Here is a 21,757-nt window from a genome sequence, read left to right on the forward strand (position 1 = left end):
GGGCGGCGGGCCGCGTCGGCGCGTACGGCCCCCGCGTCCGCGCCGCGCCGCATCGAGGCGCGGGTCAGCGGCACGCTCGCCGCGACGGGCGCGCTCGCGCCGGCGTTCACGACGAAGGCCGATTTCCGGCTCGGCCCGAGCGTCTACGACGGCCTGCCGCTGACCGGCGCCGGCACCGTGCGGCTCGCGGGCATGCGGCTGCTGCCGAGCCGCGCGACGCTTTCGGCGGCCGGCAACGACGTCGATCTCGAGGGCAGCTTCGGCGCGCGCGGCGACCGGCTGCGCTTCCGGGTCGCCGCGCCGCAGCTCGACCGTCTTGGTTTCGGCCTCGCCGGCAGCGTCGCCGCGAACGGCGACCTGACCGGCACCTTCGCGCATCCTGACGTCGGGCTCGACTACCAGGCTGAAAACGTCGTCTTCGGCGCGAATCGCCTCGGGTACGCGAAGGGCCACGCGGAGCTGCACGACGGCGCGAACGGCGCGCTCGCGTTCACGACCGACGCGCGCGACCTGAGCGCGGGCGGCGTCGCGCTCGCGACGCTGAGCGCGCAGCTCTCCGGCACCCGCGCGCGGCACGCGCTCGTCGCGAGCGCGACCGGCAAGGTGCAGGGCCAGCGCATCGACGTCTCGCTCGCCGCGAACGGCCGGCTCACCGACACGCGCGCGGGCAGCCGCTGGGACGGCGTCGTCACGCAGCTCGCCAATCGCGGTTCGCCGGAGCTGAACCTGCAGTCGCCGCTTGCCGTGAGCGCGGGCGCGGGCACGCTCACGCTCGGCGCGACGAGCCTCGCGCTCGAGGGCGCGACGCTCGACCTGAAATCGTTCGCGTTCGATCACGGCCGGATTCGCTCGGCGGGCTCGCTGACCTCGGTCTCGCTCGCGCGGCTCCTCGCGCTGCGCGAGCAGGTGACGGGCGCGCCGTCGGCACTGAAGACCGACCTCGTGTTCGACGGCGACTGGGACTTCTCGCTGGGCCAGAGCGCCAGCGGCTACCTCGAACTGAAGCGCCGCTCGGGCGACGCGACGGCCGAGATCGGGCGCGGCATGGCCTCGCTCGGCATCGGCGACCTCGCGGCGCGCGCGTCGTTCAGCGGCAACGACCAGCTAACCGCCACCGTGCACGCGCAGGCCAGTCGCATCGGCGTGCTCGACGTGAACGCGCACATGACGCTCGTGCCGCGCAACGGGCTGCTCATGCCCGCCGACGCATCGCCGCTCGGCGGCACGCTCAAGGCCGACGTGCCGTCCCTGACGACGACGGGCGGCCTCTTCGGCCCGAGCTACCTGCTCGCGGGCCATCTCGCGCTGCAACTGGGTTTCGGCGGCACGCTCGCGAAGCCGAACCTCTCGGGCGCGCTGACGGGCGATGGCCTCTCGGCGACGCTCGTCGATCAGGGCATCCAGCTCAAGGACGGCGTAATCCGCGTGGCGCTCTCGCAGAACCTCGTCGACTTCCAGCAGGTCGAGTTCCACGGCGCGAGCGGCACGCTGCGCGCGACGGGCCGCGTGCGGCTCGACAACGCGGAACCCGACCTGACGGCGAGCATCGTCGCCGACAAGCTCGAACTGTTCGCCGCGCCCGACCGCCGGCTCTCGCTCTCGGGCAGCGCGACCGTGGCGAACGGCGGCAGTATGGGCGGCATGAACGTCGACGGCCGCTTCACCGTCGATCATGCGCTCTTCGACATGCCCGAGGAAGCCGCGCCGCAGCTCGGCGACGACGTCGCGATCGTGCGCGCGGACGGCACGGTGAGCGGCGGCCGGCCGCCTCCGCCTCCGGACGGCGCGGGCCGGCCGGCCGGGCGTTTCGCGCCGCGCGCGAACATCGACATCGATCTCGGCCAGGACTTCCGCTTCCGCGGCCAGGGCGCCGACCTCGGGCTCGCCGGTACCATCTCCGCGCTGAGCGCGCCGGGCCAGCCGCTGCGCGCGGTCGGCAGCGTGCGCGTAACCGAGGGCTCGAGCTACACGGCGTTCGGCCGCAAGCTCGCGATCGAGAACGGCTTCTTCACGTTCAATGGGCCGGTCTCGAACCCCGGCATCAACATCCTCGCGATGCGCCGCAACCAGGAGGTCGAGGCGGGCGTGCAGGTGACGGGCACGGTCCAGTCGCCGAGCGCGAAGCTCGTGTCCGAGCCGAACGTGCCCGACAACGACAAGCTCTCGTGGCTGCTGTTCGGCCATGGCACCGACCAGGGCAACGACCTCGGCCAGCAGAGCGCGATGACGACGGCGCTGGCGCTGCTCGGCAGCGCCAGCGGCAAGCGCATCGCGCAGACCGTCGGGCTCGACGAGTTCTCGATCGGCCGCAGCGAGGTGGGGCTCACCGATCCGCAGGTCGTGATGATGTCGAAGGCGATCAACGAGCGGCTCGTGCTCGGCTACGAGCAGGGCCTGCAATCGGCGTCCAACGCGGTGAAGGCGACGGTGAACCTGACGCGCTACTGGTCGGTGGCCGGCTACGGCGGAACCTTCGACGGCATCGACCTGCTCTACACGCGGCGCTTCGACCGGATCAACTGGTAGCGGCGCGGACATGAAAAAAGCACGCCCGGGGGCGTGCTTTTCGTGCGGGAGAGCGCTTTACCTCGACGCGGCGTCAGCGCACGCGCATGCCCGGCTTCGCGCCGCTGTGCGGCTCGAGCACGTAGAGCCCCGGTTCGGCCTTCTCGTTCGCCGACGACGCGGCCAGCACCATGCCCTCCGAGACGCCGAACTTCATCTTGCGCGGCGCGAGGTTGGCGACCATCACGGTCAGCTTGCCGACGAGGTCCTCGGGCCGGTACGCCGAGCGGATGCCGGAGAACACGTTGCGCGTGCGCTCCTCGCCGACGTCGAGCGTGAGCTGCAGCAGCTTGTCCGAGCCCTCCACCGCGCGGCAGTCGACGATCAGCGCCACGCGCAGGTCGATCTTCGCGAAGTCGTCGATCGAGATCACCTCGGGCACGGCTTCCTCGGCTTTCGCCTTGCCGTTGGCTTTCGCCGCCGGCTGCACATCGGCCGTGGGTTGCAGCGACTCGCGGTTCGCGGCGAGGAGCGCGTCGATCTGCTTTTGCTCGACGCGCGTCATCAGGTGCCTGTACGCGTTGATCGGCCTTTGCGACGACAGCGGCGCGTCCGCGTCCTTCCATTGCAGCGGCTCAATCGCGAGGAACGTCTCGACCGCCTGCGCGAGCGACGGCAGCACCGGCTTCAGCGCGAGCGAGAGCAGGCGGAACGCCTCGAGGCTCACGCTGCAGGTTTCGTGCAGCGCGACCGCGTTGGCCGGGTCCTTCGCCTGCTCCCACGGCTTCGCGGCGTCGACGTAGGCGTTCACGGCGTCGGCGAGCTCCATCGTCTGGCGCAGCGCGCGGCCGTAGTCGCGCGCCTCGTAGTGCGCGGCGATCTGCGGGATCGCCTCGCGCAGCGCGCCGAGCAGCGGATGACGCATCGCGCCGTCCTGCACGCGGCCGTCGAAGCGCTTGATGAGGAAGCCCGCCGCGCGGCTCGCGATGTTGACGTACTTGCCGACGAGGTCGCTGTTCACGCGCGCCTGGAAGTCGTCGAGCGAGAGGTCGAGGTCTTCCATCGTGCCGTTGAGCTTGGCCGCGAAGTAGTAGCGCAGCCACTCGGGGTTCAGGCCCGTGTCGATGTAGCTTTGCGCCGTGATGAAGGTGCCGCGCGACTTCGACATCTTCGCGCCGTCCACGGTCAGGAAGCCGTGCGCGAACACGTTGGTCGGCGTGCGGTAGCCCGAGAATTCGAGCATCGCGGGCCAGAATAGCGTGTGGAAGTAGAGGATGTCCTTGCCGATGAAGTGATACTGCTCGGCCTTCGAGCCGGGCTTCACCCAGGCGTCGAAGTCGAGCCCGCGCTTCTCGCAGAGGTTCTTGAAGCTCGCGTAATAGCCCACCGGCGCGTCGAGCCAGACGTAGAAATACTTGCCCGGCGCGCCCGGAATCTCGAAGCCGAAATAGGGCGCGTCGCGCGAGATGTCCCAGTCAGCGAGCTTCGCCTCGCCGGCCTCGCCGAGCCATTCGCGCATCTTGTTGGTCGCCTCGGGCTGCGCGAGGCCGCCGACCCAGCCGCGCAGGAACTGCTCGCAGCGCGGGTCCGAGAGGCGGAAGAAGTAGTGCGTCGAAGTCTTGCGCACGGGCGTCGCGCCCGAGACGACCGAGTACGGGTTCACGAGTTCGGTCGGCTGGTAGGTCGAGCCGCAGACCTCGCAGCTATCGCCGTACTGGTCCTTCGCGCCGCATTTCGGGCACTCGCCCTTGATGAAGCGGTCCGGCAGGAACATGTTCCGCACGGGGTCGTACGCCTGTTCGATCTCGCGAGTCTCGATCAGGCCTGCCTTTTGCAACGCGAGGTAGATCGACTCGGAGAGCAGGCGGTTCTCTTCGGAATCGGTCGAGTAGTAGTTGTCGAACGAGATGCCGAAATTGTCGAAATCGCGCTTGTGCTCGCGTCCCACGCGCTCGATCAACTGCTTCGGCGTGACGCCCTGCCGCTCGGCGTGCAGCATGATGGGCGTGCCGTGCGTGTCGTCCGCGCCCGCGTAATAGACCTCGTGGCCGTGCATGCGCAGCGTCCGGACCCAGATGTCCGTCTGGATGTACTCGACCATGTGGCCGAGGTGAATCTGTCCGTTCGCATAGGGCAGGGCGGACGTGACGAGAACCTGGCGGCGGCCCGACGGCGCGCCGGCGGCCTCGAGGTCGGTGGCGGATGCTGGCATGGGGGATTTCCGGTGTTGCGGGAGGACGAAACTTCGATTCTAGCAGGGCGGGGCAGCGGCGCGGGCGGTGCCGGATTTGCCGGTTCGGGGTGCGGGCGATGCTGTCCGGGCGGTCTGCTGGCAGCCGCCGGGGGACGGAACGGAGTGCGGATCGCGGGGGCGTCGGCGAGGCGAAGGCGTCGGAGCCGTAGCGGACGAAAGCCGTGCCGGCATGATGTCGCAAGCGCGGGCGAAGGCGTGGGTAAAAGTGGTGGACGAAAAAGGTAGAGACAGATAAAGACGAAAGCGCGGGCAAAAAAAACCGGGGCAGGAGCCCCGGAGCAACAACGACAAGAGGAGAATGGTGACGCGGCAGCATAACCACCGCGTACCGTAACGACAGACAGCGGATCTGCGCGAGAGTTCGAAATTTTTTTCGATGCCTTTCTGCGACTTTACCCGGACCCTTCATCCACGGGGCGAAACCGGGTGTCCGACCCGGTTCCGTTCCCTGGCTGGAACGGCCCGTGCTCGTCGCATCCATGCCGTCGTCGCCGTCGTTCGCTGTCTTTCGCCGGCCGCCCCGCGGCATGCCGTCCGGCGAGCGCGCCCGCCCCGGTCCGGCAGGCGCGCGACCGTTCTCCCCCGTGTTACTGCGCGTGCTGCGCGGTCGCGCGCAGATAGATCTCGACGCGGCGGTTCTGCGCGCGGCCGGCTTCGGTGGCGTTGCTCGCGACTGGCTGGGTGTCGCCGCGGCCCGTCGCCGAGAGGCGTTGCGGGGCCACGCCGTGCTGCGCCAGGTAGTTGACGACGCTTTGCGCACGGTTCACCGACAGCGTCTGGTTGTAGGCCGGCTGGCCCGTGCTGTCGGTGTGGCCGACCACCTGGGCGACGACTTCCGGGTTCTGCTGGAGCGTCTGCGCGACCTGGTCGAGCACGGGCGCGAACGACGGCTTGATCGCGTAGCTGTTGGTGTCGAACGTCACCGAACTCGGGATGTTCAGCTTGAGCGAGCCGTCCGGCTGCTCGGTAATTTGCGTGCCGGTGCCGCGCGTCGCGCCCGAGAGACGGTTGCGGATGGCCTGCCAGTTGTAGCCGACGACGCCGCCGGCCACGGCGCCCGCGCCCGCGCCGATCGCCGCGCCCTTGCCGCCGCCGAAGATCGCGCCAAGCGCGGCGCCGGTGCCCGCGCCGATGCCGGTGCCGACCGCCGTGTTGGTGCCCTGCTGGGTCGCGCAGCCGGCGACGAGCGCGCCGGCGACGGCGAAGACGGAAAGGCGGGTCATGGTTTTTGTGTTCATCTTCGAATCCTCTCTTTTCGGGGTGGTATGTCAATCGTGCGCAACGACAGGCAACGACCGACGGACGACGGCGCAGCGACCGTTCCGCGGACCGGTTCCGGGGCCGGTCCCGGTCCGGGACCGATAGCGCGGCAGGGTCTTGCGACGGCCCGCTCCGCGCGGCTACTACAATGGCAGTCCGGGCGTCGTCGCGGCAGGGTGCGCGGTCGGTACGGCAGACGTTTGCCGACTGTCGCGAAGATAGCCCTGCGAACGCGATTTCAACAATCCAGCTTAACAATTTCTTTCATTCCCAGGCACGCTGACGGCCGTTCGGCTGGACGGCGCCGCCCGCGTTTCCCCACGGAGTTTCAATGAGCATCGATCGGGCTTTGGTGGACGCTACGCTCGCCGCCTTGACGGACCCCAACACCGGGCAGCCGTTCACGGCGTCGAAAGGCATCAGGAACGTCGTCGTCGAGGGCGATACCGTCGTCGTCGAGGTCGTGCTCGGCTATCCGGCGAAAAGCCGGTTCGAGGCGATCCGCGCCCAACTGGCCGCGGCGCTCGAGGCATTGCCCGGCGTGCGCGCGAGCCACGTGACCGTGTCCTCGCGGATCGAGGCGCACACGGTGCAGCGCGGCGTGAAGCTGCTGCCGAACGTGAAGAACATCGTCGTCGTCGCGTCGGGCAAGGGCGGCGTCGGCAAGAGCACGACCGCCGTGAATCTCGCGCTCGCGCTCGCGGCCGAGGGCGCGGCGGTTGGCGTGCTCGACGCCGACATCTACGGCCCTTCGCTGCCGACGATGCTCGGCATCGAGGGCCGGCCCGAGTCGCCGGACGGCCAGTCGATGAATCCGCTCGTCGGCCACGGCGTGGAGGCGAACTCGATCGGCTTTCTGGTCGAGCAGGACAACCCGATGGTCTGGCGCGGCCCGATGGCCACGTCGGCGCTCGACCAGTTGCTGCGGCAGACGAACTGGAGCGAGCTCGACTACCTCGTCGTCGACATGCCGCCCGGCACCGGCGACATCCAGCTCACGCTCGCGCAGCGCGTGCCCGTGACGGGCGCCGTGATCGTGACCACGCCGCAGGACATCGCGCTCATCGACGCGAAGAAGGGGCTCAGGATGTTCGAGAAGGTCGGCGTGCCGATTCTCGGCATCGTCGAGAACATGGCGGTCCACGTCTGCTCGAACTGCGGCCACGCCGAACACATCTTTGGCTCGGGCGGCGGCGAGCGCATGGCGCGTGAGTACGGCGTCGAGGTGCTCGGCAGCCTGCCGCTCGACCTGTCGATTCGCGAGCAGGCCGACGCGGGGTGTCCGAGCGTCGCGGCCGAGCCCGACGGGCGCATCGCGCAGACCTATCGGGAGATCGCGCGGCGCGTGGCGATCCGGATCGCCACGCGCTCGCGCGACATGAGCTCGAAGTTTCCCAGCATCGTGGTGCAGAACACCTGAGCGCGGCGCCGCCGCGCAGCGGAGCCGTCCGCGCGGCGCGCGGTATCATGTCGCCTTCATCAGGGCCGGCCGGCGGCGCCGCAGGGGTGGCGCGCCGGCCGGCAAGAGGATCGGATCGCATGGGAAAACGACTCGACGCCCAGACGGTGCAGGCCTGCGCAATCATGCTGGCCGGTTCCGTACTGCTCGCCGGCTGCAGCGGATTTTTTCTGACGCCCCAGGAAAAACGGGCCGACGCCCAGTTGGTGTCTACGCTGGGCAATCAGGCACGCGGCACGGTGACGTTCGTCGAGCGCTCGGACGGCGTGCAGGTGAGCTACAACCTCGCGGGGTTGCCGCCCGACAGCGACCACGCGCTCGAAATACACGAGCGCGCCGATTGCAACGCCGCCGACGGGTCGAGCGCGGGCAGCGTGTTCGCGCCCGCCGCGCAGCAGCTCAAGCCCGGCGAGCGCGTCGAGGGCGAGCTCGGCAACATCCACGCGGATTCGAACGGCGTCGCGACGGGCTTCATGGTCGAGCCCGACCTTTCGCTCGACGGCGTGCGCTCGGTGCTCCAGCGCTCGGTGCTGGTCTACCGCGACGCCCTCGATCCTTACGCCTGGCCGGCGCGCGGCGTCGGTCCCGCGATCTCGTGCGGAGTGATCCGCCCGCAGTGACGCCATGCGTGCCCGCGGCCCTGTCCGGCGCGGCATCGAGCCTCGCGATCGTCTCGACCGTCGCGCCGCCGGTGCCGGCCGCCGCGCGCTCCGGCACGCCGGTTGCGCGCCCCGGTCCGGCCTTCCATATCGCGTAAAATAGGCGCCTTTCGTTCCCGGCATCCGCCGCCGCGGGCCGTCCCGCCCGGCGGGCGTCCGGGCCGCCCCGGCGGCGCCCCTCCTTCTCCGTCACGCAGCGACCCAACATGGCAATCAAATCCGACCGATGGATCCGGCGCATGGCCGAAGAGCACAGGATGATCGAGCCGTTCGTGCCCGGCCAGGTCCGCACGTCCGAAGACGGCCGCAAGATCGTCAGCTACGGCACGTCGAGCTACGGCTACGACATTCGCTGCGCCGACGATTTCAAGATCTTCACGAACATCAACTCGACCATCGTCGATCCCAAGAACTTCGACGAGAAGTCGTTCGTCGACTTCAAGGGCGAGGTCTGCATCATCCCGCCGAACTCGTTCGCGCTCGCGCGCACCGTCGAGTACTTCCGCATTCCGCGCAACGTCCTGACCGTGTGCCTCGGCAAGTCGACCTACGCGCGCTGCGGGATCATCGTCAACGTGACGCCGTTCGAGCCGGAATGGGAAGGCTACGTCACGCTGGAGTTCTCGAATACGACACCTTTGCCTGCGAAAATCTACGCCAACGAAGGCGTCGCCCAGGTGCTGTTCTTCGAGAGCGACGAGGTTTGTGAAGTGTCCTACGCCGATCGCGGCGGCAAATACCAGGGGCAGCACGGCGTCACGCTGCCCAGGACCTGAGGCGCACGGGTTTCTCGCGCAGGTCGTCGGGAGGCCGCTGCACCGGATTTGCAGCGGTCGTTTCTTTTGGAGATTCGCCCCATGAAGTTTCGTTTCCCCGTCGTTATCATCGACGAAGATTTCCGCTCCGAGAACATCTCGGGCTCGGGCATCCGGGCGCTGGCCGAAGCGATCGAGAAGGAGGGCGTGGAAGTGCTCGGGCTGACGAGCTACGGCGACCTCGCCTCGTTCGCGCAGCAGTCGAGCCGCGCCTCGTGCTTCATCCTCTCGATCGACGACGACGAGCTCCTGCCGTACGTCGAGGGCGGCGACGGCGAGGCGCCGGAGCACGCGCCCGCGATCGTCGCGCTGCGCGGCTTCGTGGAGGAGGTGCGCCGCCGCAACGCCGACATCCCGATCTTCCTGTACGGCGAGACGCGCACCTCGCGCCACCTGCCCAACGACATCCTGCGCGAGCTGCACGGCTTCATCCACATGTTCGAGGACACGCCGGAGTTCGTCGCGCGCCACATCATCCGCGAGGCGAAGGTCTACCTCGACTCGCTCGCGCCGCCGTTCTTCAAGGAGCTCGTGAAGTACGCGGACGAAGGTTCGTACTCGTGGCACTGCCCGGGCCACTCGGGCGGCGTCGCGTTCCTGAAGAACCCGCTCGGGCAGATGTTCCACCAGTTCTTCGGCGAGAACATGCTGCGCGCGGACGTCTGCAACGCCGTCGACGAACTCGGCCAGTTGCTCGACCACACGGGGCCTGTCGCGGCCTCGGAGCGCAACGCGGCGCGCATCTTCAGCGCCGACCACCTGTTCTTCGTGACCAACGGCACCTCGACCTCGAACAAGATCGTCTGGCACGCGACCGTCGCGCCCGGCGACATCGTGCTCGTGGACCGCAACTGCCACAAGTCGATCCTGCACGCCATCACGATGACGGGCGCGATCCCGGTGTTCCTCACGCCGACGCGCAACCACTTCGGCATCATCGGGCCGATTCCGCGCGACGAGTTCAAGCCCGAGAACATCCGCAGGAAGATCGAGGCGAACCCGTTCGCGCGCGAGGCGCTTGCGAAGAACCCGAAGCTCAAGCCGCGCATCCTCACCATCACGCAGAGCACCTACGACGGCGTGATCTACAACGTCGAGATGATCAAGGACCTGCTCGGCGACCTGCTCGACACGCTGCATTTCGACGAGGCGTGGCTGCCGCACGCCGAGTTCCACGCGTTCTACCAGGACATGCACGCGATCGGCGCGGGCCGCCCGCGCACGGGCGCGCTCGTGTTCGCGACGCACTCCACGCACAAGCTGCTCGCCGGCATCTCGCAGGCCTCGCAGATCGTCGTGCAGGACTCGGAGCACGGCACGTTCGACCGCCACCGCTTCAACGAGGCGTACCTGATGCACACCTCGACGAGCCCGCAGTACGCGATCATCGCCTCGTGCGACGTGGCCGCCGCGATGATGGAGCCGCCCGGCGGCACGGCGCTCGTCGAGGAGTCGATCGCCGAGGCGCTCGACTTCCGCCGCGCGATGCGCAAGGTCGACGCCGAGTACGGCGACGACTGGTTCTTCAAGGTGTGGGGCCCGGACGAGCTGACCGAGGAGGGCATCGGTTCCCGCGAGGACTGGGTCCTGCGGCCGAACGACCGCTGGCACGGCTTCGGTGCGCTCGCCGAAGGCTTCAACATGCTCGACCCGATCAAGGCGACGATCATCACGCCGGGGCTCGACGTGGACGGCGAGTTCGGCGAGAGCGGCATTCCGGCCGCGATCGTCACGAAGTACCTAGCCGAGCACGGCATCATCGTCGAGAAGACGGGGCTCTACTCGTTCTTCATCATGTTCACGATCGGCATCACCAAGGGCCGCTGGAACTCGATGGTGACGGAGCTGCAGCAGTTCAAGGACGACTACGACAACAACCAGCCGCTCTGGCGCGTGCTGCCCGAGTTCGTCGCGCAGCATCCGGCCTACGAGCGCATCGGCCTGCGCGACCTGTGCCAGCAGATCCACAGCGTCTATCGCGCCAACGACATCGCGCGCCTCACGACCGAGATGTACCTCTCGAACATGGAGCCCGCGATGAAGCCGTCCGAGGCGTTCGCCAAGCTCGCGCACCGCGAGGTGGACCGCGTGCCCATCGACGCGCTCGAGGGGCGCGTGACGTCGGTGCTGCTCACGCCCTATCCGCCGGGCATTCCGCTGCTGATTCCGGGCGAGCGCTTCAACCGGACGATCGTCAACTACCTGCGCTTCGCGCGCGAGTTCAACGCGCGCTTCCCGGGTTTCCATACGGACATTCATGGCCTCGTCGCGGAAGCGGCCGACGGCCGTGTCGAATATTTCGTTGATTGTGTGCGGGACTGAGAGATGAAAAGCTGGACGAAGGCGCGCGCCCGCTGGTGGGGCGTCGCCGGGATGGCGGCGGCGTTGTGGCTCGGCGCGGGCACGGCGCATGCCGAAGTGGCGGCGGCCGACCCGATCGATTCGGGCATGCGCGCCTGCCTCGCGCGCGCGGACCGCTCGTCGACGGCGGGGCAGGTGCAGTGCATGGACGCCGCGCGCACGGCGTGGCAGGGCGCGACCGACGCCGCCTACGCGCAGTTGATTGCGAAGCTGCCGCCGGCGCAGGGTCGGCGCTGGCAGTTGAGCGAGCAGCGCTGGAACGCGTGGCGCGCGGCCGAGGACCCGCTCGTGCGCGCCGTGTTCGCGACGACGAAGGGCTCGCTCTATCTGCAGTACGAGGCCGACATGCGGCTGCAGCCGGTACGCGACCACGCGCTCGCGCTGCGTGTCCAGACGGCGCAGCAGGACCCGGCTTCGCCGCCGCGCGCGCGCGCCTGCTCAGACGACGCGCAGTGCGAGCACGCGACGTTCGACCTGAACCGCTATTACCGGCGCCTCGCGGCGCGCTTGCCGGCTCGCTCGCGGCCCGCGCTCTGGCGCGCGCAGCGCGCCTGGCGCGCGTACCGCGACGCGACCACGCCGCTCATCGACGAGCGCGGCCAGCTCGACCTCATCGGCGCGCGCGTGGCGACGCTCAAGCGGCTTTCGGAAACCGTCGGGAACCACTGACTGAGCGCGCGGGTGGGCGAGCGGGCGGTGGAGAGAAGGCGGGCCGCCGGGGAAGGGGCGCGCGAGCGCGCCTTCCCCGGGGTCGATCGAGTTTGTCTCGAGTCGGCCGTTACAGCGCCGCGCGCGCGGCCGCGATGGCGGCGCGCACCTGGTCGGGCGCCGTGCCGCCCGGATGGTTGCGGCTCGCGACCGAGCCGTCGAGCGTCAGCACGCCGAACACGTCGTCGCCGATCAGATGCGAGACGCTCGGCAGCTCGCGGCGCATCTCATCGAGCGTGAGGTCGGCAAGGTCGCAGTTGCGCTCCACGCAGATGCGCACCGCGTGCGCGACGGCCTCGTGCGCGTCGCGAAACGGCAGGCCGCGCTTGACGAGGTAGTCGGCGAGGTCGGTCGCCGTCGAGAAGCCCTGCAGGGCCGCCGCGCGCATCGCCTCGGGCTTCACGCGGATGCCCGCCACCATTTCCGCGAAGATGCGCAGCGTGTCGGCCACGGTGTCGACCGTGTCGAAGAGCGGTTCCTTGTCTTCCTGATTGTCCTTGTTGTAGGCGAGCGGCTGGCCCTTCATCAGCGTGAGCAGGCCCATCAGGTGGCCGTTCACGCGGCCCGTTTTGCCGCGCGCGAGCTCGGGCACGTCCGGGTTCTTCTTCTGCGGCATGATCGACGAGCCCGTGCAGAAGCGGTCGGCGAGATCGATGAAGCCGACGCGCGGGCTCATCCAGAGCACCAGTTCCTCGGAGAAGCGCGAGACGTGCGTCATCACGAGCGCGGCGGCGGCCGTGAATTCGATTGCGAAGTCGCGGTCCGAGACGGCGTCGAGCGAGTTCGCGCAGATGCCGTCGAAGCCGAGCGTCTTCGCCACGGCGTGGCGGTCGATCGGATAGCTCGTGCCCGCGAGCGCGGCCGCGCCGAGCGGCAGGCGGTTCACGCGCCGGCGGCAGTCGACGAGGCGTTCGGCGTCGCGCGAGAACATCTCGACGTAGGCGAGCAGGTGATGGCCGAACGTGACCGGTTGCGCGACCTGCAGGTGCGTGAAGCCGGGCAGGATCGTGGCCGCGTGCTCGTCGGCGAGGTCGAGCAGCGCCGTGCGCAGGTCTTTCAGCAGGCCGCCGATGCGGTCGATCTCGCCGCGCAGCCACAGGCGGATGTCGGTCGCGACCTGGTCGTTGCGCGAGCGGCCGGTGTGCAGGCGCTTGCCCGCGTCGCCGATGAGCGCCGTGAGGCGCGCCTCGATGTTCAGGTGCACGTCCTCGAGGTCGAGCAGCCACTCGAACTCGCCGCGCTCGATCTCGCCCCGGATCTGCGCCATGCCGCGCTCGATCGCGGCGCGGTCGTCGGCGGAGATGATCTTCTGCGCGGCGAGCATCGCGGCGTGCGCGAGCGAGCCGTCGATGTCGACGAGCGCGAGCCGCTTGTCGAAGAAGACGGACGACGTGTAGCGCTTGACGAGCTCGGACATCGGCTCCGAGAAGCGGGCCGACCAGGCTTCGCCCTTTTTGTGCAGTTGGGACGTCATGGTGTGGAGGCTGTGAACGTGCGGTGACTGGGCGCGCCGCGCGCGCGATGCGTCGCGGCGGGGAAAGACGGCGATTTTACCATTCGCGCCGGCCTTTCCAGACCTTCCCGGGCCTGCACCGGCTCATTCCGGTACGCCTGATGCGCCGGGCCGCGGCGCGCGGCGGCGGGATCAGCCGCGCGCGTCGTCGGCGCGCACCAGCACGACGAGCTTCAGGTCTTCGCGATGCGCGGGCTTCAGCGTGATCTGGTCGTAGGCGAGGCGGCCGTCGCGCGGATGGTTGAACTCGCGCCGCCCGCCTTCGCGCTCGCCGACGTCCTGCGAGGCCCAGAAGCGCGCGAAGTCGTCGTTCGCGGCGGCCAGCGCGTCGAGCAGCGCGCGCGTCGGGGCGTCGTTCAGGTGCCGGATCGTGTCGGCGCGGAACTCGGCGACGAGGCGCCGCGCGCGCGTTTCCCAGTCGACGATGAGCGCGCGCGCGGCCGGTGCCGTGAACGTGAAGCGCAGCAGGTTGCGGTCGCGCGCGCCGTCGTCGAGCCAGCCGACGAACAGTGCTGCTGCGCGCGCGTTCCAGGCGAGCGCGTTCCACTGCCGGTCGAGCACGTAGGCGGGCGCGTCGATGAGCTGGACCGTCTCGATGAGCGTCGCGGGCGCGTCGGCGGCGGCCGGGTCCGGCTCGGCGGGGTCGCGCTGGGTGGCCAGCTCGAACAGGTAGGCGCGCTCGGCGCGCGAAAGCTGGAGCGCGACGGCGATCCGCGCGAGCGCGTCGGCGGACGCCGACACGGGCCGCCCCTGCTCGATCCACGTGTACCAGGTCGGGCTCACGCCGCAGAGCTGCGCGACCTCCTCGCGGCGCAGGCCCGGCGTGCGCCGGCGCGGTCCCGGCGGCAGCCCGACGGCGAGCGGCGAGAGCCGTTCGCGATGGGTGCGGATGAAGTCGCCGAGCGCGCGCGCGGGCGTGGCGTCGGGCGTCTTCGTCGGGTCGGCTTCCGGGAGATCGGTGGGCGTGGCGGTCATGACGGCGGGGAACGGGGGTGTGTCGATACCAGAATAATTGTCCAGCCTGTACTGGTAGAGGCTGGCTCTATTGTAGCGGCAGGATGGAAGCGAGGCGGCGGCGGGCGTCCGTCCGTCAAGTCTGCCGGGCTTTTCGTGCGAGGCCGGTCAGCCAGGCCGTTCGTCGATCCGTCGACCGAGGCGCCGTTTCGTCGCGATGCCGTTGATCGTCGGCGGGATGTCGTGCCGCTGGCGCTTGCTCGTGCCGCCGCGTCCGGCGGCGTAGGTCGGTCCTGAGGACTTCACGGCGGGTTTCTTCAGGGGGGCGGCCGACCGGGCGTTGATGGGCGGGGCGGCGGGAAAGCGCTATGACGCACTGCGAAAGACGGGGACGCGGACGGGACGGGAGCGCGCGACGGGAGGGCGCAAGGCGGGCGGAGCCGGGCAAGCAGGCTGCGGAGCGCGCAACCGGAGCGTCGGCCGGCGCGGCTCGCGCGGCGGGCGGCCGCCGTTGGGGGCCAGAAGCTGCGTGCTACCATTGACCGTTATCCGACTCCGTTTTTTCGACTCCGTTATTCGACTCACCGGTCATGAACGCCACGACGTCATCCGCGCCTTCGCCGCGCACGCTCGTAATCGCTTCGCGGGAGAGTCGCCTCGCGATGTGGCAGGCTGAGCACGTGCAGGCCGCGCTGCGCACGGCCTATCCGTCCTGCGACGTGCGAATCGTCGGCATGACCACGCGCGGCGACGAGATTCTCGATCGCACGCTCTCGAAGGTCGGCGGCAAGGGGCTGTTCGTCAAGGAACTGGAGACGGCGCTCGCGGAAGGCCGCGCCGACCTCGCCGTGCATTCGCTCAAGGACGTGCCGATGGAGCTGCCCGACGGCTTCGCGCTCGCGGCGATCATGGCGCGCGAGGACCCGCGCGACGCGCTCGTCTCGAACGTCTGCGAGTCGCTCGCGGCGCTGCCGCCGGGCAGCGTGGTCGGTACCTCCAGCCTGCGTCGCGAGGCCATGCTGCGCGCGCGCCACGCGCATCTCGACGTAAAGCCGCTGCGCGGCAACCTCGACACGCGGCTCGCGAAGCTCGACCGCGGCGACTACGCGGCGATCATCCTCGCCGCTGCCGGCCTGAAGCGTCTCGGTCTCGGCGCGCGCATCCGCGCGCTGCTCGAGCCCGAGGACAGTCTGCCGGCCGCCGGGCAGGGCGCGCTCGGCATCGAGATTCGCGCGGACCGCGCCGACCTCGCCGCCTGGCTCGCGCCGCTGCACGACGCGCGGACCGCGGCGGCGGTCGAGGCGGAGCGGATGGTGTCGCGCCGGCTCGGCGGCAGTTGCTCGGTGCCGCTTGCCGCCTACGCGTGCTGGCGCGACGACGTGCTCCATCTGCGCGGCAGCGTGGCGACGCCGGACGCGAGCCGCGTGCTGCGCGCCCAGGGCGAGGCGCGTCTTGCCGACGGCGTCGCGCTCGAGGCGGCCGGCATCGGGTTCGCGCTCGAGCTCGGCCGCGAGGTGGCGCAGGCGCTCGTCGCGCAAGGCGCCGACGCGATCGTGCGCGAGCTCGCCGGCGCAGTGGGCACCGCGGGCACGGCCGGCGGGCGGCCGGACGCGTGATGGCGGACAACCCGAACCGTCCCGACGAAGCCGGCGCGCAGGCCGCCGGCGCCGCGCCGTTCACCGTCGTCGTCACGCGGCCCGCCGGCCAGTCGGCGGCGCTTTCGGCGCAACTGGCGAAGCACGGTCTGCGTCCGTTCGACTTTCCGCTCATCGGCATCGAGCCCGTCGCCGACGAGGCGCCACTGCGCTCGGCGCTCGGCGCGCTCGACCGCTATGCGCTCGTCGTCTTCGTGTCGCCGAACGCCGTCGAGCGCGCGTTCGCGGCTCACGCGTCGATCTGGCCGCACGCATTGCCCGTCGCCGTCGTGGGGCCCGCGAGCGTGGCCGCGCTCGCGCAGCACGGCGTCGCGGCGCCGGCGCATCGCGTCATCAGCCCGGCGAGCGCCGCGGCGAGCGACGGCGAGCCGCGTTTCGATTCCGAATCGCTCTATGCGGCGCTGACGGCCGAACTCGGCGCCGGCGCGCTCGACGGGCGCCGCGTGCTGGTCGTGCGCGGCGACGGCGGCCGCGAGTGGCTGGCCGACCGGCTGCGCGAGGTCGGCGCCGAAGTCGAGATTGTCGCGGCCTACCGGCGCGTCGTGCCCGAGCCGTCGATCGGCGCATGGGCGCAGGTGCACGCGCTGCTTGCCGGCGCGCCGCATGCCTGGCTTGTCACGAGCTCCGAGGGCGTGCGCAATCTCGACGAACTGGCGCGCGAGCATCTGACCGCCGACGAGATCGCGAGGCTTCGCCGCGCGCCGCTCGTCGCCCCGCATCCGCGCATCGCCGAGACGGCGCGGGGATTGGGTTTTGATAGGATGACGGTGTCCGGCGCGGGCGACGATCGCATCGCGCGGGCCCTCGTCGGTCTCGCTTCCTCCGCTGTTCCACCGGCTCCGGACACTCCGGCTCACCACCCGGCACACTCTCGCATGACTGATTCGAACAATCCCAGCCAGGCTTCCGCCCAGACCGCCGCGCCGACGCGGCCGCAGCCCGCCGCCTCTCCGGCTTCCTACGGTTCCCGCGCCGCCGGGCAGCAGGCGCGGCGCAGCGTGTCGGGGCCGTTGCTGTGGCTCGTGGTGATCGTGCTGGCCGCGGCGGCGGGCACGGGCGGCTACGCGCTCAATCGCAAGGTGGAGCGCATGGACGCGCGTCTCGCGCAGCGCCAGCAGGCCAACGACGCGCAGGTGGCCGAGCTGCGCGCGACGACGGGCGAGGCCGTCGCGAGCGTGCATCAGATGGACACGCAGATCGAGCAGCTCGAAGGCAAGCTCGCCGACGCGCAGAACGCCCAGCAGGCGCTCGCGCAGCAGTACGCCGACCTCGCGCGCAACCGCGACGACTGGACGCTCGCCGAAGTCGGCCAGATGCTGTCGAGCGCGAGCGAGCAGCTCGCGCTCACGGGCAACACGCAGCTCGCGCTCTTCGCGCTGCAAAGCGCCGACGCGCGCCTCGCCGCCTCGGGCAGCCCGCAGGCGCTCGCCGTGCGCAAGGCCATCGCGCAGGACATGGACCGTCTGAAGGCCGCGCCGTCCACGGACCTCGCGGGCCTTGCGATCAAGCTCGACACGGCGATCGGCCAGGTCGACTCGCTGCCGCTCGCCGGCGAGGCGCTCGTTTCGCGCACGAAGCCGGCCGCGACGGCGCCGTCGGGCATCGCGAAGACGGCGGCCGCGAGCGGCGAGCCGCGCTGGCAGGTGTGGGCGCGCGAGTTCGCGGCCGGCATCGGCGCGCAGCTCGCGAGCCTCGTCGAGGTGCGTCGCATCGATCATCCGGATGCGATGCTCGTGTCGCCGGACGAGGGTTATTTCCTGCGCGAGAACCTGAAGCTGCGGCTCCTCTCGGCGCGCCTGTCGCTGCTCTCGCGCAACGACGCGACGCTGAAGGCCGACCTCGACGCGGCCGACGACGCGCTCGCGCGCTACTTCGACAACGCATCGGGCGAGACCCGCGCGGTGCGCGATCTCGTGAAGCAGGTCGAGGCCGGCAGCGCGACCGAAGCAGCGCCGCCCAACCTGAACGCGAGCCTGCAGGCCATCCAGCAATACCGGAGCCGGGGGTAAGCATGGCGATTCGTGGACTTCTCTGGCTCGCGCTGCTGTTCGTCGTCGCCGTCGCGCTCGCGACGTTCGGCCGTTTCGACGCCGGGCAGGTGCTGCTCGTCTATCCGCCGTATCGCGTCGACGTGTCGTTGAACCTGTTCGTCGTCGGCATCGTCGTCGCGTTCATCCTGTTCTACGCGGTGCTGCGCTTCGTGCGCAACCTCGTCGGGATGCCGCGCCGCGTCGCCGCCTGGCGCGCGCGCGCGCGCGTGCAGAAGGCCCACGCGGCGCTGCGCGAGGCCGTCGGCAATCTCTACGCGGGCCGCTTCTCGCGCGCCGAGAAGGCCGCGCGCGACTCGCTCGCCGACGAGGCCAACAAGGGCGCGGCCGGGCTCGTCGCGGCGAGCGCCGCGCACCGGATGCGCGAGTACGCGCGCCGCGACGAATGGCTTGCGCAGATCGACGACGTTGACTGGCAGGACGCGCGACTCATGGCGAGCGCCGACATGCGCGCGGACGGCCGCGACGCCGACGGCGCGCTGACCGCGCTGACCGAGATGCGCTCGCAGGGCGGCCGTCGCATCCACGCCCAGCAGATCGCGCTGCGTGCCCAGCAGCAGTTGAAGAACTGGAGCGAAGTGCTCAAGCTCGTGAAGACGCTCGAAAAGCGCGAGGCGCTGCATCCGGCCGTGGCCGTGCGGCTGCGCCAACTCGCGGCCGAGAACCTGCTGCGCGACCGCCGCCACAACCCGGACGCGCTGATCGAGTTCTGGCAGTCGCTCGCGGCGAGCGAGCGTCATTCGCCGCGTCTCGCGGACCTCGCCGCGGAACTGCTGGTGCAACTGAACCGGACCGACGACGCGCGTCGCATCGTCGAGGAGGCGCTTGCGCAGAACTGGGACGCGCGCCTTTTGCGCCGTTATCCCGACACCGTGGGCGGCGACGCGCTGCCGCTCATCCAGAAGGCGGAGGCCTGGCACAAGGAGCGCCCCGACGACGCCGACCTGCTGTTCACGCTCGGCCGCCTGTGCCTGAAGCAGCAGCTTTGGGGCAAGGCGCAGGCGTTCCTCGAGGCGGCGCTCAAGTCCGCGGCCGACAACGAGACGCTGAAGATCCGCACGCACCGCGCGCTCGCGCGGCTGCACGAGGAGCTCGGCGACGCCGGAAAGGCGGCGGTCCACTACCGCGAGAGCGCGCTGGCGATGAACGTGGTGTGACGCCGCTCGCCGGGACGTGCGCGCTGTGCCCGGCGCGCACGGGCGGCACAGGCGATTGGCTATAATGACGCCATTGCGCCATCGTTCGGCACGCGTCGTCGCGCATTCGCGCAGGCGCCGGATTTCCTCCCTACCAGAGAACGCCCATGAGCTTCAGCAACGTCCCCGCCGGCAAGGATCTGCCGCACGATTTCAACGTCATCATCGAGATTCCGGCGCAAAGCGATCCGGTGAAATACGAGGCCGACAAGGACCTCGGTCTGCTCGTCGTCGACCGGTTCGTCGGCACGGGCATGCGCTACCCGGTCAACTACGGCTTCATTCCGCAGACGCTTTCGGGCGACGGCGACCCCGTCGACGTGCTCGTCATCACGCCGTTCCCGCTGCTCGCCGGCTCCGTCGTGCGCGCCCGCGCGCTCGGCATGCTGAAGATGACCGACGAGTCGGGCGTCGACGCGAAGCTGCTTGCCGTGCCGCACGACAAGGTCTGCCCGATGACGGCCGGCATCAAGTCGGCGGACGACGTGCCCGAGTACCTGAAGGACCAGATCAAGCACTTCTTCGAGCAGTACAAGGCGCTCGAGAAGGGCAAGTGGGTCAAGGTCGAAGGCTGGGCCGGCATCGACGCCGCGCACCAGGAAATCACCGAAGGCGTCGCGAACTTTAAGAAGTAAGTTCGCGCGCCGCTCGCCCGTCCGGACGCAGGTTTGGCGGGGCTTCGCAGCAAGTCGCCCGAAAAAGGCCATCGCGGGTTCGCCGCGATGGCTTTTTTTATGTCGCGGTGAAGCCCGCTACGGCTGCATCACGCCGGCCTTGCTGCGATGCGCACGGTGGTGCGGATGCTCGTGAAGCAGCTTGCGGATCACGCCGTTGGTCCAGCCGAAGCCGTCCTGCAGCGGATATTCGCCTCCGCTGCCGCCCGTCGCGCCGACGTCCGCGTGCAGCGCGTATTTCTCCACGAGCTTGCATTCGCGCTCGTAGAGGGCCGAGACCGTGGCCAGCCAGCGGTGCGCGATTTCGAGCCCGAGCGTGCGCTCGCCGTAGCGGATCAGCCCGCGCACGGCCATCCATTGCAGCGGCGCCCAGCCGTTCGAGCTGTCCCACTGCTGCGGGCTCTTCTGTTCGGTCGTGCGGATGCCGCCCGCGGCGAGCAGTCTCGATTCGAGCGCGCGCGCGGTGCGATGCGCCTGTTCGGGCGTCGCGAGGCCCACGTAGAGCGGTGCCGCGAGCGCCGCGCTCAACTCGCGGCGCTGCTCGCCGAGCTGCCAGTCGTAGTCGACGAACGCACCTTCGGCATCGCTCCAGAGATAGCGGTCGATCGCGGCGCGGCGCGCGTTCGCGCGGGCGAGGAACGCGTCGGCCGTCTCCGCGTCGCCGCTTGCGCGGCTCAGCTTTTCGATCTGCTTTTCGAGCTTGTAGAGCAGGCTGTTCAGGTCGACGGGCAGGATCGCCGTGGTGCGGATCGTCGAGAGGTCGTTCGGGTCGGCGAGCCAGCGCGAGCTGAAGTCCCAGCCCGAGGCCGCGCCCGCGCGCAGGTTGCGGTACACCTCGGCGGCCGGGCGGGCGCGCTGCGAGGCCGCCGTCGTGATGTCCTCCAGGTAGCCTTCCTCGCGCGGCGTGTCGCGGTCGTCCCAGTAACGGTTCAGCAGGCCGCCGTCGGGCAGGCGCACGACGTGGCGGTACGCGTTGCCCGGCGCGAGCGATTCGGCCCCCTCCATCCAGTACGCGTGCTCGCGCTTCAGTTGCGGCAGGTAGCGGATCGCGGGCTTCACGCCGTGCGTTTCGAACAGGTCGATCATCAGCGCGAACACGGGCGGCTGCGAGCGGCTCAGGTAATAGGAGCGGTTGCCGTTCGGAATGTGCCCGTAGGTGTCGATGATGAACGAGAAGTTCTCGGCCATGCTGTGCAGCAGGTCGTGGCGGCGGCTCTCCGCGAGGCCGAGCATCGTGAAGTACGAGTCCCAGTAGTACATCTCGCTGAAGCGGCCGCCGGGCACGACGTAGTCGTGCGGCAGCGGCAGCAGCGAGCCGTTGGCCGGGTGCCCGGCGGGCCGGCGGCTCAGCACGTCCCACAGGCCGTCGATGTGGGCGACGAGCGTGAGCGTGGGGTCGGCCACGTAATGGCTCTCGGGCACGGGCTCGGCGGCGAAATGCTCGCGCACGAACTGCGCGAGATCGAAGCCGGGCAGCGCGTGGTCGGCGCGGTAGCGGCGCACGATCTCGCCGGGCGCTGCGAGCGGCACGCAATCGACGAACGTCTTGCTGTCCGGAAAGAGACGGCTCGTCTGGACGGCGACGAAGAGTTCCGCGTAGCGGTCGGCCGGAGTCAGCACGTCGGCCGCCGCGACGTGCTCGACGCCCGGCGCCTTGCCGCCCTTCGACAGGACTTCTTTGCTCGTGGGCGTCATA

Annotated in this window: 17 protein-coding genes; 11 read left to right on the forward strand and 6 right to left on the reverse strand. The window is 70.1% G+C overall.

Annotation, left to right across the window (positions count from 1 at the left end; genetic code table 11):
* A partial coding sequence (locus CY652_RS21910; protein WP_180970727.1) for a translocation/assembly module TamB domain-containing protein occupies positions 1-2,526 on the forward strand: 2,526 nt, incomplete at its 5' end.
* A 73-nt stretch (positions 2,527-2,599) separates the two neighbouring features.
* Here CY652_RS21910 and metG read toward each other — a convergent pair.
* Positions 2,600-4,717 (reverse strand): methionine--tRNA ligase, encoded by a 2,118-nt coding sequence (gene metG, locus CY652_RS21915; protein WP_102132823.1) that lies wholly within the window; start codon positions 4,715-4,717, stop codon positions 2,600-2,602.
* A 629-nt stretch (positions 4,718-5,346) separates the two neighbouring features.
* Positions 5,347-5,997: an OmpA family protein gene (locus CY652_RS21920; RefSeq protein ID WP_102132824.1), complete on the reverse strand. Its 651-nt coding sequence runs from the start codon at positions 5,995-5,997 to the stop codon at positions 5,347-5,349.
* Positions 5,998-6,350: 353 nt separating this feature from the next.
* Between CY652_RS21920 and apbC the strand changes: the two genes are divergently transcribed.
* From apbC to CY652_RS21945, 6 genes are all read left to right on the forward strand, one after another.
* A complete protein-coding gene (gene apbC / locus CY652_RS21925) occupies positions 6,351-7,439 on the forward strand; it encodes an iron-sulfur cluster carrier protein ApbC (RefSeq protein ID WP_102132825.1) in 1,089 nt (362 codons plus the stop codon).
* Between the two features lie 119 nt (positions 7,440-7,558).
* Complete coding sequence (locus CY652_RS21930; protein WP_102132826.1) at positions 7,559-8,098, forward strand: superoxide dismutase family protein; 540 nt, start codon at positions 7,559-7,561, stop codon at positions 8,096-8,098.
* A gap of 8 nt (positions 8,099-8,106) precedes the next feature.
* On the forward strand, positions 8,107-8,235 hold the full coding sequence (locus tag CY652_RS24970) for a hypothetical protein (RefSeq protein ID WP_258002407.1): 129 nt from the start codon (positions 8,107-8,109) through the stop codon (positions 8,233-8,235).
* Positions 8,236-8,343: 108 nt separating this feature from the next.
* Positions 8,344-8,913 (forward strand): dCTP deaminase, encoded by a 570-nt coding sequence (gene dcd / locus CY652_RS21935; protein ID WP_102132827.1) that lies wholly within the window; start codon positions 8,344-8,346, stop codon positions 8,911-8,913.
* 81 nt (positions 8,914-8,994) lie between these two features.
* The gene (locus tag CY652_RS21940; RefSeq protein ID WP_102132828.1) at positions 8,995-11,274 is read left to right on the forward strand and encodes an arginine/lysine/ornithine decarboxylase; all 2,280 of its coding nucleotides are present in this window, start codon (positions 8,995-8,997) and stop codon (positions 11,272-11,274) included.
* A gap of 3 nt (positions 11,275-11,277) precedes the next feature.
* Positions 11,278-11,982, forward strand: coding sequence for a lysozyme inhibitor LprI family protein (locus CY652_RS21945; RefSeq protein WP_102132829.1), 705 nt, complete (start codon positions 11,278-11,280; stop codon positions 11,980-11,982).
* Positions 11,983-12,091: 109 nt separating this feature from the next.
* Here CY652_RS21945 and argH read toward each other — a convergent pair whose 3' ends face one another.
* The 3 genes from argH to CY652_RS24625 all read right to left on the reverse strand — a co-directional run bounded on the left by argH (position 12,092) and on the right by CY652_RS24625 (position 14,794).
* Positions 12,092-13,495, reverse strand: a complete 1,404-nt coding sequence (gene argH, locus CY652_RS21950; RefSeq protein WP_102132830.1) for an argininosuccinate lyase — start codon at positions 13,493-13,495, stop codon at positions 12,092-12,094.
* Positions 13,496-13,666: 171 nt separating this feature from the next.
* On the reverse strand, positions 13,667-14,509 hold the full coding sequence (locus CY652_RS21955; protein WP_102132831.1) for a helix-turn-helix transcriptional regulator: 843 nt from the start codon (positions 14,507-14,509) through the stop codon (positions 13,667-13,669).
* 147 nt (positions 14,510-14,656) lie between these two features.
* Positions 14,657-14,794 carry a hypothetical protein gene (locus CY652_RS24625; RefSeq protein WP_180970728.1) on the reverse strand — a complete coding sequence of 46 codons (138 nt, stop codon included), beginning with the start codon at positions 14,792-14,794 and terminating at the stop codon, positions 14,657-14,659.
* Between the two features lie 284 nt (positions 14,795-15,078).
* Here CY652_RS24625 and hemC point away from each other — a divergent pair, with 284 nt between their 5' ends.
* The 4 genes from hemC to ppa all read left to right on the forward strand — a co-directional run bounded on the left by hemC (position 15,079) and on the right by ppa (position 20,022).
* Positions 15,079-16,104, forward strand: coding sequence for a hydroxymethylbilane synthase (gene hemC, locus CY652_RS21960; RefSeq protein ID WP_102132832.1), 1,026 nt, complete (start codon positions 15,079-15,081; stop codon positions 16,102-16,104).
* Entirely contained in the window at positions 16,104-18,152 is a 2,049-nt protein-coding gene (hemDX, locus tag CY652_RS21965) for a fused uroporphyrinogen-III synthase HemD/membrane protein HemX (protein ID WP_102132833.1), read from the forward strand. Before hemC ends, hemDX begins: the two co-directional genes overlap by 1 nt.
* 2 nt (positions 18,153-18,154) lie before the next feature.
* Positions 18,155-19,348 (forward strand): heme biosynthesis protein HemY, encoded by a 1,194-nt coding sequence (locus tag CY652_RS21970; RefSeq protein WP_102132834.1) that lies wholly within the window; start codon positions 18,155-18,157, stop codon positions 19,346-19,348.
* A gap of 146 nt (positions 19,349-19,494) precedes the next feature.
* Positions 19,495-20,022, forward strand: coding sequence for an inorganic diphosphatase (gene ppa, locus CY652_RS21975; RefSeq protein WP_102132835.1), 528 nt, complete (start codon positions 19,495-19,497; stop codon positions 20,020-20,022).
* Between the two features lie 117 nt (positions 20,023-20,139).
* Here the strand turns inward: ppa and treF are convergent, their stop codons facing one another.
* On the reverse strand, positions 20,140-21,756 hold the full coding sequence (gene treF, locus CY652_RS21980) for an alpha,alpha-trehalase TreF (RefSeq protein WP_102132836.1): 1,617 nt from the start codon (positions 21,754-21,756) through the stop codon (positions 20,140-20,142).
* Between the last annotated feature and the right edge of the window lies 1 nt (position 21,757).

The sequence above is a fragment of the Burkholderia sp. WAC0059 genome, assembly GCF_002870125.1.
Classification (GTDB): domain Bacteria; phylum Pseudomonadota; class Gammaproteobacteria; order Burkholderiales; family Burkholderiaceae; genus Paraburkholderia.

Excerpts from the sequence above, each read along its gene's own strand:
- metG (WP_102132823.1), bottom strand. The coding sequence starts at position 4,717 with ATGCCAGCATCCGCCACCGACCTCGAGGCCGCCGGCGCGCCGTCGGGC.
- CY652_RS21920 (WP_102132824.1), bottom strand. The coding sequence starts at position 5,997 with ATGAACACAAAAACCATGACCCGCCTTTCCGTCTTCGCCGTCGCCGGC.
- apbC (WP_102132825.1), top strand. The coding sequence starts at position 6,351 with ATGAGCATCGATCGGGCTTTGGTGGACGCTACGCTCGCCGCCTTGACG.
- CY652_RS21930 (WP_102132826.1), top strand. The coding sequence starts at position 7,559 with ATGGGAAAACGACTCGACGCCCAGACGGTGCAGGCCTGCGCAATCATG.
- dcd (WP_102132827.1), top strand. The coding sequence starts at position 8,344 with ATGGCAATCAAATCCGACCGATGGATCCGGCGCATGGCCGAAGAGCAC.
- CY652_RS21940 (WP_102132828.1), top strand. The coding sequence starts at position 8,995 with ATGAAGTTTCGTTTCCCCGTCGTTATCATCGACGAAGATTTCCGCTCC.
- CY652_RS21945 (WP_102132829.1), top strand. The coding sequence starts at position 11,278 with ATGAAAAGCTGGACGAAGGCGCGCGCCCGCTGGTGGGGCGTCGCCGGG.
- argH (WP_102132830.1), bottom strand. The coding sequence starts at position 13,495 with ATGACGTCCCAACTGCACAAAAAGGGCGAAGCCTGGTCGGCCCGCTTC.
- CY652_RS21955 (WP_102132831.1), bottom strand. The coding sequence starts at position 14,509 with ATGACCGCCACGCCCACCGATCTCCCGGAAGCCGACCCGACGAAGACG.
- hemC (WP_102132832.1), top strand. The coding sequence starts at position 15,079 with ATGAACGCCACGACGTCATCCGCGCCTTCGCCGCGCACGCTCGTAATC.
- hemDX (WP_102132833.1), top strand. The coding sequence starts at position 16,104 with ATGGCGGACAACCCGAACCGTCCCGACGAAGCCGGCGCGCAGGCCGCC.
- CY652_RS21970 (WP_102132834.1), top strand. The coding sequence starts at position 18,155 with ATGGCGATTCGTGGACTTCTCTGGCTCGCGCTGCTGTTCGTCGTCGCC.
- ppa (WP_102132835.1), top strand. The coding sequence starts at position 19,495 with ATGAGCTTCAGCAACGTCCCCGCCGGCAAGGATCTGCCGCACGATTTC.
- treF (WP_102132836.1), bottom strand. The coding sequence starts at position 21,756 with ATGACGCCCACGAGCAAAGAAGTCCTGTCGAAGGGCGGCAAGGCGCCG.